This is a genomic window from Methylobacterium terrae, assembly GCF_003173755.1.
GTDB lineage: Bacteria > Pseudomonadota > Alphaproteobacteria > Rhizobiales > Beijerinckiaceae > Methylobacterium > Methylobacterium terrae.
This window is the reverse complement of record NZ_CP029553.1, coordinates 813,475-825,245: the sequence shown is the minus strand read 5'-3', so window position 1 is coordinate 825,245 and position 11,771 is coordinate 813,475. Positions and strand designations below refer to the sequence as shown.

General features: G+C 71.8%; 12 protein-coding genes. 5 read left to right on the top strand and 7 right to left on the bottom strand.

What is annotated here, in order from left to right:
* Positions 1–45 precede the first annotated feature (45 nt).
* The 3 genes from DK419_RS03680 (at position 46) to DK419_RS03670 (ending at position 3,217) form a co-directional block, all read left to right on the top strand.
* A complete protein-coding gene (locus DK419_RS03680) occupies positions 46–1,293 on the top strand; it encodes a TadE/TadG family type IV pilus assembly protein (RefSeq protein WP_162561135.1) in 1,248 nt (415 codons plus the stop codon).
* An 83-nt stretch (positions 1,294–1,376) separates the two neighbouring features.
* On the top strand, positions 1,377–1,820 hold the full coding sequence (locus DK419_RS03675) for a VOC family protein (RefSeq protein ID WP_109957893.1): 444 nt from the start codon (positions 1,377–1,379) through the stop codon (positions 1,818–1,820).
* Between the two features lie 104 nt (positions 1,821–1,924).
* Complete coding sequence (locus DK419_RS03670; protein WP_162561134.1) at positions 1,925–3,217, top strand: pilus assembly protein; 1,293 nt, start codon at positions 1,925–1,927, stop codon at positions 3,215–3,217.
* A gap of 144 nt (positions 3,218–3,361) precedes the next feature.
* Here the strand turns inward: DK419_RS03670 and DK419_RS03665 are convergent, their stop codons facing one another.
* The 4 genes from DK419_RS03665 to DK419_RS03650 form a co-directional block, all read right to left on the bottom strand.
* Positions 3,362–4,123 carry an SDR family NAD(P)-dependent oxidoreductase gene (locus DK419_RS03665; protein ID WP_109957891.1) on the bottom strand — a complete coding sequence of 254 codons (762 nt, stop codon included), beginning with the start codon at positions 4,121–4,123 and terminating at the stop codon, positions 3,362–3,364.
* A gap of 65 nt (positions 4,124–4,188) precedes the next feature.
* Positions 4,189–4,635, bottom strand: a complete 447-nt coding sequence (locus tag DK419_RS03660) for a Crp/Fnr family transcriptional regulator (protein ID WP_109957890.1) — start codon at positions 4,633–4,635, stop codon at positions 4,189–4,191.
* Positions 4,632–7,757: an ABC transporter transmembrane domain-containing protein gene (locus DK419_RS03655; RefSeq protein ID WP_208642276.1), complete on the bottom strand. Its 3,126-nt coding sequence runs from the start codon at positions 7,755–7,757 to the stop codon at positions 4,632–4,634. The genes DK419_RS03660 and DK419_RS03655 overlap by 4 nt, the downstream gene beginning before the upstream one ends.
* 93 nt (positions 7,758–7,850) lie before the next feature.
* Positions 7,851–8,069, bottom strand: coding sequence for a hypothetical protein (locus DK419_RS03650; RefSeq protein ID WP_109957889.1), 219 nt, complete (start codon positions 8,067–8,069; stop codon positions 7,851–7,853).
* A 311-nt stretch (positions 8,070–8,380) separates the two neighbouring features.
* Between DK419_RS03650 and DK419_RS03645 the strand changes: the two genes are divergently transcribed.
* Positions 8,381–8,575: a con-10 family general stress protein gene (locus DK419_RS03645; protein ID WP_048429096.1), complete on the top strand. Its 195-nt coding sequence runs from the start codon at positions 8,381–8,383 to the stop codon at positions 8,573–8,575.
* 240 nt (positions 8,576–8,815) lie between these two features.
* Here the strand turns inward: DK419_RS03645 and DK419_RS03640 are convergent, their stop codons facing one another.
* From DK419_RS03640 to DK419_RS03630, 3 genes are all read right to left on the bottom strand, one after another.
* Positions 8,816–9,022 carry a hypothetical protein gene (locus DK419_RS03640; protein ID WP_109957888.1) on the bottom strand — a complete coding sequence of 69 codons (207 nt, stop codon included), beginning with the start codon at positions 9,020–9,022 and terminating at the stop codon, positions 8,816–8,818.
* A 35-nt stretch (positions 9,023–9,057) separates the two neighbouring features.
* A complete protein-coding gene (locus DK419_RS03635) occupies positions 9,058–9,564 on the bottom strand; it encodes a hypothetical protein (RefSeq protein WP_109957887.1) in 507 nt (168 codons plus the stop codon).
* 949 nt (positions 9,565–10,513) lie between these two features.
* Positions 10,514–11,317 (bottom strand): response regulator, encoded by an 804-nt coding sequence (locus DK419_RS03630; RefSeq protein ID WP_109957886.1) that lies wholly within the window; start codon positions 11,315–11,317, stop codon positions 10,514–10,516.
* Positions 11,318–11,507: 190 nt separating this feature from the next.
* Here DK419_RS03630 and DK419_RS03625 point away from each other — a divergent pair, with 190 nt between their 5' ends.
* The gene (locus DK419_RS03625) at positions 11,508–11,765 is read left to right on the top strand and encodes a NepR family anti-sigma factor (protein ID WP_109957885.1); all 258 of its coding nucleotides are present in this window, start codon (positions 11,508–11,510) and stop codon (positions 11,763–11,765) included.
* Positions 11,766–11,771: the final 6 nt, after the last annotated feature.

The following is an 11,771-nucleotide window of genomic DNA, read 5'->3' as shown; positions in this document are numbered from 1 at the left end:
TGATCCGGCCATACACTGGATAGCTGTCCCGTCCCGACGATGCGCTTGCGCCCGGACCTTGGCCCCCACCTCGCGCGCTTCCGACGCTGTCGGGGCGGCACGGTCGTCGTGCTGTTCGGCCTGCTGCTGCCGATCCTGGCGATGGGCGCGGTCGGCGTCGCCGAGGTGACCGAGGTGATGCTCGCGAAGGCGAAGCTCCAGAGCAACGTCGATGCGGCGGCGCTCCAGGGGGCGGGCGAATACGGCGTCGACCAGTCCGCCGCCACGGCGGAGCGCACGCGCCTCTACGCCGACGGCTCGGCCGCGCCGTTGCGCCTGCGCTGGACGATCGCCTCGACCGCCTCGATCGATGCCGCGTCGCGCGCCGTCACGGTGCGCCAGACCGCGCACCGGGCGTCGTTCTTCGGCAGCCTGCTGCCGCCGGGAGGCTGGAACCTCGAGGCCGCCGCGACGGCGATCCGCACCGCGAGGAAGCCCCTGTGCGTGCTCGGATCGCAGGGCGCCGGCCCCCTCGGGATCGGCCAGGACAGCATCGCCGTCCAGGGCAATTCCCAGATCACGGCGAGCGACTGCCTCGTGCAGAGCAACGCCAACCTGACGGTGTCGGGAGGCGCCACGGTCTGGGCCGGCGAGGCCCGCGCCGCCGGCAGCGCCTCGGGGGCGATCCGCCCGGATGCCGTGACCGACGCCCCGCCGGTGACGGACCCCTTCACCGGCATGGCGATCGCCGGGCCGCTCCTGTGCGACTCGCTCTCGCTCAGCCTCGGGAGCGGCACGTTCTACCTCAATCCCGGCGTGCATTGCGGCACGATCTCGTTGCTCGGGAACGCGACCCTCGTCCTGGCTCCCGGGGACCATTACTTCGTCGGGCCGGGCCTCAGCGTCGGCGGGCAATCGACGATCACCGGCAGCGACGTCGTGGTCATCCTCCGCGGCCTGTTGTCGGCGCAGATCACCGGCAATGCCGTGCTGCAGCTCGAGGGCCGAAAGAGCGGGCCCTATGCGGGTTTCGTGCTGATCACCGACCGGAGCTATTTCGGCGACGTCGAGATCTCGACCAGCAACGCCCGCAGGCTCCTCGGCACGGTCTACCTGCCGAACGCGAGCCTGACCGTGAACGGCAACAACAACCGGGTCGCCGACCAGTCGCCCTGGACGGTGGTGGTGGCGCGCACGATCCGGACGATGGGCAGCGCCAACCTCTTCATCAACTCCAACTACGGCGGCTCGAGCGTGCCGGTGCCGGCCGGCGTCGGCCCGCCGAAGGACCAGCCGGTTCGCCTGGCCCAGTGACGGGTCCAGTGACGGGCGCCGGACCGGAACCTCCGGAGCGCCGCCCGGATTCCCACTCCGGACATCCTTGGGGAAGATCCACGATGCCGGAGACCGAGAACCTGCCCGAAATCGTGACCGGGCCGCCGGAGGCGGTTTTGCGCCCGGCAATCCACCTCGACCACTGCGTCATCCACGTCTCGGACTGGGAGCGCTCCACCGCCTTCTACCGCGACGTCCTCGGGGCCGAGGTGATCCCGGTCGGCCGGGGCTACGCCTACCGCTTCGGCGGCGTGCAGCTGAACTGCCACGGGCCGGGCCAGATTGGCGAGCCCCGGGCCCGGCTGCCGGTGGCCCCCGGCAACAGCGACCTCTGCTTCCGCTGGCACGGGGCGATCGAGGAGGCTGCGGCCCATCTCGAGCGCCACGGCGTGCCGGTCGAGCTGGGGCCCGTCCCGCGCCACGGCGCCGTCGGGGACGGGATCAGCGTCTACTTCCGCGATCCGGACGGCTCGCTGCTCGAGTTCATCACCTACCCGACGGGCTGAACGCCCGTGCATTCAGGAAACGGATTTACCCCGGGGAAACAATCGACGTGGGATGACGGACAGACCTCCTCCGGTCCACCGTCATGCCCGCTCCCCTGCCCCCCATGCCTCGTCCGCGGACGATCTCGGCCCTCCGGCACGACCGCGGGGGCAACGTCGCGATCCTGACGGCCCTGACGAGCTTCGTGCTGCTGGCGCTCGCGGGCGCGGGCGTCGATTACGCCCGGGCCCGCAAGGACGAGGCGCGCCTGGACGCGGCCCTCGACGCCGCGGTGCTGGCGGGCGCCCAGGCGGTCAAGGCCGCGGATGCCAAGGGGAAGACCGACGCGGAGCTCCGCCAGGCCGGGGCGGCGGCGGCCGCGGAGGTCTTCACCAGCTTCGCGTCCGCCGCCGCCAACGCCCCGCAGGCGCGGTTCGACGTCGCCCTCGCCGGGCGCGGCGTCACCGTCTCGGGCAGCTACGCCGCCTCGACCAAGACGACGCTCATGGGCCTCGCCGGCACCAAGGCGATCCCGTATTCCGGCGTCGCCAAGTCCAGCGTCGACCTGTCGCCGCTGATCGACGTCTACCTGCTGATCGACGTGTCGGGCTCGATGGCGCTGGGCGCGACGACCGCCGACATCAACGCGCTCCAGGCCAACCTGAACTGCGCCTTCGCCTGCCACGACGGCGTCGCCGTCAAGAACAGCGGCAAGGACAGCTACCTTTGGGCCAAGGCGAACGGCATTACCTTACGCCTCGACGAGATGAACCAGGGGATCCTCGACTTCGTCGGCTGGCTGCGCAAGCAGGACGCGGTCAGCAAGCGGATGCGGATCTCGATCTACGCGTTCAGCACGGCGCTCACCAAGGTGCTCGACCTGACCAGCGACCTGTCGCAGGTGGCCGGCAACCTGCCGAAGGCGCCGAGCGCCTCGGGCGAGAGCGACGGCGCGACGCTGTTCGGCACCATCATGCCGGACTTCACCAGGGCGGTCGGCACGAGCGGCGACGGCATCACCACCCCGAAGAAGCTCGTGATCCTGGCGACCGACGGCGTCGCCGATCCGGGACGGTCCTGGACCTGGGACGAGCCCAAGCGCGCCCTCGTCACCCCGTTCGATCCGGCGCAATGCGCGGCCCTCAAGGCTCCGGGCGGCTCCGCCAAGCTGCCGGTCTCGGTCGGCGTGATCTACACGCCCTACCTGGCGATGCCCTGGGACTGGGGCTACAACGCCACCCTGGGCCAGCCGAGCCAGGTCGGCGGCCGGGGCACGCGCCGCGACGACATCCCGTCCCAGCTGACCGCCTGCGCGACCAGCAAGGACTTCTACATGACGGCCGGCAAGTCCGGCTCGATCGGCGACGCGATGGCGACGCTGTTCAACACCTTCGCGCAGGTCCGGCTGACCGACTGACACCCTCGCGCCCCGGCGTCGGCCCGTCGATGCCGGGGCGTCCGGCGCATCAGCGCCGACGCCCGTTCGGGCTGAGCCAGCGCCTTCGGACGGATCCGTTCGCAGGCGCTGCGGTAGGGTACGCGATCGGCGACAGGATGACGGTCACAGCCCCGAGACGAGGTGGCCGCCATCGACCGGGAGCGTCGCCCCGGTCATCCAGCCCGACGCGTCGCCGGCGAGCAGCAGGAAGGCGCCGTCGAGATCCTCCGGCCGGCCGAGGCGGCGCATCGGGATGCGCTTGAGCATCGCCTGGCCGGGCGGCGTCTCGAAGAACTCGCGGTTGATGTCGGTGCCGATGTAGCCCGGCGCCAGCGCGTTGACGCGGATGCCGTAGCGGGCCCATTCGAGGCCGAGCGCCTGGGTCATCTGCACCACGCCGGCCTTCGAGACCGTGTAGGGCCCGACGCCGCCGGCGACCCGCAGGCCGAGGATCGACGCGACGTTGACGATCACGCCGCCGCGCCCCGCGTCGCGCCAGGCCCGGGCGGCCGTGGTCGAGACCGCCCAGACCCCGCGGAGATTCGTGTCGATCACCCGGTCGAAGGCCGCGAGGTCGAGGTCGATCGCCGCTCCGCCCTCGGCGATGCCGGCATTGTTGACCACCACGTCCGGCAGGGCGTGCAGGCTCGCGAAGGCGGCGGCGATCGAGTCCGGGTCGGCGACGTCGAGGGCGACGGCGCGAGCTTGCGGAGCGCCGGCCTCGCGCAGCTCGCCCACCAGGGCGTCGAGCTTCTCCTTGCGCCGCGCCGCCACCGTGACGGCGGCGCCGCACCCCGCGCAGAGCCGGGCGAAGTGGTCGCCGAGGCCGCTCGAGGCCCCGGTGACGAGGACGTGGCGGCCCCTCAGACCGGCTGCGAGATCCATGGCGTCTCCCCCGTTGTCGCGGGCGCGGCCTCTTGCTCGGGCGCGCCTCGCCGGTGCTGGTCGTGTCAGCCGGTCCGCATCTGCGCGAGCTGCTGGTTCGTCATCTCGAGGCGGTGGGCAAGCTCGCGCATGACCGCGATGGCGATCTGCGGGAACTGGCTCAGGAGTTCGAGGAAGACCCGGCGGTCGATGCGCAGGGCCGTCGTCGGCGTCACCGCGGTCACGGTGGCGGAGCGGGGCTGGTCGGCCAGGATGCCCATCTCGCCGACGAGCGCGTTGGCCCCGAGGAGCGCCAGGCGGATCGGTCCCCCCGGGCCGTCCAGCGTGACGGCGGCCTCCCCTTCCAGGATCAGGTAGGCCGCGTCCGCCGCGTCGCCCCGGTCGAAGAAGCGCTGGCCGTCGGCGAAATGCACCCGCTCGCTGGTGAAGGCGAGCAGCTTCAGGCGCGCCGGATCCACCTCGCGGAACATCGGCACTTGGCGCAGCGACTGCACCTCGGTCTCAAGCGTCATGCCTTCACATCCTGCTCGACGCGCGCCGGCTCCGGCCCCGTCTCATCCCCGGCGCGTCCGGAGACTGCCGCAGCCGGGCCCGCAACGCCAGCCCCCGCCGCCGTCTCTCCGGGGGACGCTTCGCCACCGGGGGACGCTTCTGGGGACGCTTCGGGGGACGCTTCGCCGACGGTTTCCGCGGTTTCGCCGCCGGAGGCGGACTCACCACCGCCGGGGGCGGATTCATGGCCCTCGGCGGGGGCTCCCTCGCCTCTCGCCGGCCGCTCCGGGCCGTGGACCTGCGTGCCCGCCGCCCGCAGCACCCACTCGAAGCGGTCGGCGACGCGGTCGTTCGGCAGCACCACCACGAGGCTGTTCTCGCGGCCGAACCGCTCGAGCAGCAGGCCCAACACCGTGCGGGCGCGGTTCTCGCCCATCGGCGAGAGGGCGCCGTCGAGGACGAGGAGGTCGGGCCGGCGGATCAGGGCGCGCACCAGGCTCACCACCGCGCGCTGGCCGCTCGACAGGAAGCGCCCCTCCGGGCCGACCTGATGGTCGAGCCCGACCCGGGTGATGGCGGGGGCGAGGCGCATCTCCTGCACGAGGGCGGTGCCGGTGGCCGTCACGGTCTCGACGGCGTCGGCGACCGACTGGTTGATGCGGCCGAACAGGAGGTTGTCGCGCAAGGGGGCCGCGGCGCAGACCTGGTCGGGGTCGTAGAAGTCGACGCCGCCGAGGCCGGCCTCGTCGAGGGTGGTGCGCAGCTCGCCCCGCGCCGCGACCAGCCGCTCGCGGAAGGCGTCGTCGATCAGGCCGAGGCGGTGGCGCGGCTCGATATAGGCGAGCGGCAGGGCGATGAGCCGGGTCGCGTCGGCCGAGCCGTAGCGGCCGAGCCCGATCCAGCGCCGCCGGATCCGGTTGAGCGCGCCGCCGCCGTGGCGCTCGGCGGAGGCCTCGGTGGCGGTGCGGCGGGCGAGGATCGCCTCGTATTCCGGCAGTTCGTCGGCGGAGAGGAACGAGAACTGCTCGAACAGCGGATGCCCGCTCGGCAGGCCGCGGAAGATCTCCAGCATCGTGGCGGCGATCCGCTCGCCCATGGTGACGAGGTCGTCGGCGAGCCCCGTGCGATCGAGGACGAGGCGCACCACCGCGTGCTCGGCGAGTGCCCGGCCGGTGAGCGCCGTGGTGGTCGGCACGCCGAACAGCAGGTTCTCGGCCACCGTCGCCTGACGGTTGTAGCGGGCGGGGTCGAACGGCTCGACGAGGTGGGCGTGCCCCTCCGCCGCCAGGCGCTCGCGGAAGGCGGTCCGGGCCTCGATCAGCCAGGCGGCGAGGTCGGGGTGGCGCTCCGGATCGACCTGCCCGAGGAGGCCGAAGCGGTAGACCTCCTCGCCCATGCCGATGCGGGTGAGCCAGTCGAGGATCAGGGCGTCGAGGGCGCTCGCATCCGCGACGCCGGCCTGGGCGTAGTCGGTCCAGTCGGCCGGGAACGGCTCGACCGGGTTGCCGGTCCGGTGGGCCTCGGCGAGGGCCTTCGCGTCCGTGGCGGCGGATTCGGGCGGGCGGCGGTTGAGGCCGTACACGATGTTGTCCCGCAGGGAGCCCGGAAACAGGATCGGGTCGACCCCCGCATAGGCGATGCGCCGGGTGAGCGCGGCGCCCGACCATTCCGCGAGGTCGTGGCCCTCGAGGGTGACCCGGCCGGAGGTCGGCGTCGCCCGCCGCGCCAGCACCCGGGCGAAGGTCGAGGCGGCGGGACCGCCGTCGCTGACGATGCCGACCACGGCCGGGAGCGCCAGTTCGAGCGAGACGTTGGCCAGCACCGGCCCGTGCGGCTCCTGGACGCCGACGCCCTCGGCGGCGAGGTGCCCGCACAAGGAGTCGTCGCGGCCGGGCGCGTCGAGGCCCAGCAGGCGCTCGGGCAGGAATTGCTGCAGCACCTGCTCGTACTTCACCTGCACGTCGAGCCGCTGCTGGTCCCAGTCGATCAGCTCCTTGAGCGGCGGCGGCAGGTCGCGATAGGCCGCGATCACCGCGACGAGCTGGCCGATGCTGAGCTGGCCCTTCAGGGCGAAGTAGCCGCCGATGCAGTAGAACAGGAACGGCGTCATCTGCGCCAGCAGGTTGTTCAGGAACTTGACCATGAACTTGCGCCGGTAGATGCGCAGGCGCAGGTCGAACAGCCCGCCGAGGCGGTGGCCGATCTCGGCCCGCTCCCAGGCCTCGGCCCCGTTGGAATGCACCGCCGCGATACCGTCCACCACCTCGCCGACCCGGCCGGCGAGGCGGCGCGAGGCGAGCTGGCGCTGGCGCCCGAGGCGCAGGAGCTCGCGCCGCAGGCGCGGGATCACCACGAACTGCACCCCCACCACCCCGGCCGCGAGGAGCCCGAGCCAGACGTTCTGGAGCAGGATGAACGCCATCGCGGTGGCGGCCTGGGTGCCGAGGAAGGCCGGCAGGATGTAGGCGTCGCCGATGAAGCCGCCGATCGGCTCGACCTCGTCGCGGATGATGGTGGCGACCTCGGAGGCCTTGGTGTGGCGCAGCGCGTCCGGCGAGAAGCGCATGATCAGCGAGAACAGCTGGTAGCGCAGGCGCCGCAGCATGCGCTCGCCGAGCGCGCCCTTGGCCACGTTGATCCAGTACTTGAAGGCGCCGTTGATCAGCACCAGCAGCAGGAACATCGAGGACAGGCCGAACAGGAGCTCGAACCGGTCGACGTCGAAGCCGTCGAACAGCGAGACGTCGTGGCCGAACCAGTCCGGCATCTGCAGGCGCAGGACCAGGAACTTGGCGGTCTCGTTGCCCTTCTCGAAGGCGTGGCCCTGGATCGCCTCGTTGACGATGCGCCGCGGCAGGTCGAGGGAGGCGAAGTAGAGCGGCAGCGAGGCGAGCACGACGCAACAGATCAGGATCTGATCGCGCTTCGAGTGCCGCCAGATGTAGCGGAACAGGCTGCGGTCGAGGCCGCCGGAGGCGTCGGCGGCCTCCGGGTCGTTGCCGGCGCGGGCCGGGACCGGCTCCTGCGCGGCCCGGGGGGCGGCGCGGGCGTTGCGGGCGACGGCAGATCCGTCGCCGGCCGCGCCCCCCGCTCCCTCGGCGACGCCGCCCGCCCGTTCCGCCGCTCCCGCCCCGCCGCTCATGGTCTTGCCGCCCCAGATCCCGCCTGCCTGTGTAGAGGGCCGGAGCGGGACTGGAAACCGCCGCCGCGTCGGGCGTCGCCGGCCGGGCCGGGTTTAATCCCGGCGGGTGTACTCCTTGCGGGTGGTCAGGCCGCCGATCGGCTCGTCGCCGAACTGGCGGTTCGGCTGGGGCGAGTCGCCGGGCTCCTCGGTGGTGGTCGGGCGCGGGCTGCCCTCCTCGGCCGGCATCGGCGGCGTGGCGCCGCGGTTGGGGGCCGGCGCCGTCTCCGGATGGGCGGCGGCCTCGCGGCTCACCATGGTCTTGTTCGTCATCGGGCTGCTCCGCTCGCGGCTGCGCGGCGGGCAGGCCGGGGCCGTGCGCCCCGCAACCGATGCCTCCGCCGCGGAATCAGGGGCGAACGCCGGGCCACCCGGCGGGTTCCGCGTGACGAGGACGCCCTACGGCCAAGTTTCGCGCCGGCCGCGTGCTGTTAGTCCAAGTCACCGATCCGGCGGAGTGTCGCAGGGGCCCACCTCTACTGCCCCGATTCGGGACCTTCAGTGCGGCGACCCGCATGCGTGGCAGGAACCATCATTTCCGCTGAAGGTTGTCCGGACTGAGAACACCGGCCAAGGAGGCAATCATGGCTACCGGAAATTCGACCTCGAAGCGCGGCTTCGCGTCCATGGACCTGGAGCGTCAGCGCGAGATCGCCAGCAAGGGCGGCCGCAGCGTGCCGGCCGAGAAGCGGTCCTTCTCGCAGGATCGCGAACTGGCCTCGTCGGCCGGCCGCAAGGGCGGCCAGGCCTCGGGCAGCGGGCGCGCCACCGACGAGTGAGGGGCGGATCAGGCCCGGCCGGCCCAGCCCGCCGAGGACCCGCTCCGCGTGACCGGGCGTCCGCCCGGTTCGTAAGGCACCCGCTCGACACGGACCATACGAGACTTACGCTCATGCGCCGGAGGGAGCCCGTCTCGCCTCCGGCGCATCAGCGTGAGCCGTCGCTGCGGTCACGAGACGCGACGAGGCTCCCCGGGCGCTGCCGCGCCCGGGGAGCCTCGTTTCGGGAGTGGTGCGTTCTCAGGCCGCGAGGGCCCGGGCCGTGACCACGAGGTTGCGTCGCGCCAGGGCGGCGCAGATCACGTCGTCGACGGGCCGCACGGCCGTGACGCCGGCCAGCAGGCTCGCGAGCCGGTCGACATCCGGCTCGACATATCCGTCGCGGTGGGCCCGCTCGGGCGGAAGCGGCTGAGGCGAGGGCGCCTCGTAGTCACGCAGGTCGATCATGGGGCGGCTCTCTGCTGGTATCCCGCGCGGGGGCGCTAGAGCGTCGCGACGCGGGCGGGGATGACGTCGCCGGCATCGGCCAGGCAGCGGCTCGGCAGCAGGCGGCGGGCCTCGTGGCCGGCCAGGCCGCTGATCGCTCCCTCGCAGCCCTCCAGCATCCGCCGGCCGGTCTGCCCGGCCGCGACGGGCTCGCGCTGCGCCACGGGAGCGCCCGCGCGCTCGCGCACCGTGACGTGGGGCACCGCGGTGTCGCGGGCGACGAGCGTCGTGTTGCGGGTCGCGTCGGCCTGGTAGACGACGTCGCCGGCGGCGTTGCGCATGGTGACCTTGGCAGCGCCGAGACCGGTGATCTCGACCGCGACCGGAACCTGCGCCCTCGCGGCCGGCCGGACCGGCGCCAGGCGGTCGCCCTTGATCGCCGCCTGCTCGACGCCGGCCGGGCGGGCGAGCGCCTCGACCGAGTGCTCGATCAGCGGCTGACCGACCAGGGCGAGGAGCGCGGCCGGGACCGTAATGCCGAAGAAGAAGTGCGGGCGGAGCATACGCGTGGCCCTCGCGGCGAAGCTTTAGAATGCTTCCTTAACGCGCGCCCGTCCCAAGTAGTTCCCGACGTCGTGCCCGGACGGGACAGTTCATGGCGAGAATGCCGGACACCCTGTCAACCTGGCGTTAACCGACGCGGCACGGCCCTGAGCGAGGACCAAGCGAAGCAATTTCGCCACATGCAACGGAAAAGGCATCGCGCTCGCCGCCGCACGGAACCAATCCGGTGGGATTCCCGTTGATATGGCAACCCGGCCACCTGGTCCTCCCCGCATTCCCCTTGTGCATTGGCCGGAAACTCTTTCAACGGGCCGGATCCCGATCCGGCCCGTTCTTTTGTATTGAGAGCGGGTTTTCGGGACCGACCAAGTATTCCCGCAAACGCAAGTATTCCTGCAAACGCAAGTATTCCTGCGGATGGGAGAGGCCGTGCGACATCGTTGCGGGGTGCCTTCCGCCATGGTGCACGTCCCCCGTCCGGGCCCGAGACTCGCCACTCTCCCGTGCGCCGGGCGGGCACGCCTCCACCCCTCCCGGAATCCCCCCGACCTCGCTCCCGCCGGAGCACCGCGCGCGCCGCGTCTTATCTCGGCGCGATGGCTGCGTATGGACCGAGGCTGTCTCGTGCCTCGTCCGACCCCGGAACGACGAGGTCCCGGCACCCACCTCTCGGTGAGCCCGGGACCTCGCGTCGGATCGACGGTACGGGGTGATGTGAACCTGATGCCTCAGAGCCTGTTTGGCTGAGTGGCAAATCTTATTCCCCCTCACAACCTCATCCTGAGGTGTCAGTCGATTGTTCATCGACTGACCTCGAAGGAGGCCTCCAGAGGTCTCGCGATCGCTGGAGGCCTCCTTCGAGGCTTCCGTCGGTCGCACCTCAGGATGAGGTCGCGGGTGGGATAATTGAGTGTCTCGCGAGACCGTCCTTACACGTCAAACAGGCTCTCAGGCGGTGGCGGGCGCCTCGCGCCGGCGGGCGCTCTGCTGGAAGAACAGCGCCTGGCTGATCACCGCCGAGACGTTGGCGGGCTGGAAGGGCTTCGCGATCAGGAAGGCCGGCTCCGGCCGCTCGCCGGTGAGGAAGCGTTCCGGGTAGGCGGTGATGAAGATCACCGGCACCTCGAACGACTTCAGGAGATCGTTGACCGCGTCGAGGCCCGAGGAGCCGTCGGCGAGCTGGATGTCGGCGAGGATCAGGCCCGGACGCTTGGTCGAGGCGAGCTTGACGGCCTCCGTGCGGGTGCGGGCGACGCCGGTGACGTTGTGGCCCAGGCCCTCGACCAGGGCCTCGAGGTCCATGGCGATCAGCGGCTCGTCCTCGATGATGAGGATTTCGGTCGCCATGTCGGCGGCGAGTTCGCGGCCGGCCTCGTCGACGAGGTCGCGGACCTCCGAGACGTCGACGCCCAGGATGGTCGCGGCGTCCTCCTCGGAGAAGCCCTCGAGGCAGGAGAGCAGGAAGGCCTGACGCGGCAGCGGCGTGATCTGGCCTAAGCGCACCTCGGCCGGCAGGTCGTGCTGCGCCTGCTCGGTCTGGCCGTTGACGGAGAGCGAGTTCCAGATCCGGGTGAAGACGCGGAACAGGTCGGCCTTGACGTTGGTGCTGCGCCCGAGGGTCTCGGGCTCGTTCACGAGCGTCTCGAGCGTCGCGGCCACGTAGGCATCGCCGGCCACCTGGCTGCCCGTCAGGGCGCGCGCGTAGCGACGCAGGTAAGGCAGGTGCTGCACCACGAGTTGTGCTGTCGACATTCAGGTCCCCTTGGTCTTGTCGTTGTGCGCGACGGCCCTCACGCCCTCAACGCCCCGCGGCCGCGTTCGTTCCGACCGGCGCGGAACTCACTGCGCCGGCGTGCGTTGTCGCCGCAAGCGCGCGACCCGGCATACCGGGCGCCATGGCATCGCTCTGTCCGCGTGTCCAGGACGGGCGAAGGGGAACGGCATGATCGATGGCAAGGGGATGCAGGGCCCGGGGGGACAGGGCCCGCGAGCGTCCGGGGACGACGATCCGGGGCCTGGGCCCGAGCAGCCCGCTCTCGACCGCAGCGTCCAGGGACGCATCGGCTCGCACCTGCGTGCCATGTATGACGAGCTGATGCAGCAACCTATTCCCGACCGGTTCGCCGATCTGATCGCCGAACTCGAGCGCAACGCCGCCGAGGCGGCCCCGCCCTCCCCTTCCTCGCCGCCGGAAGCCTGAAGTCGC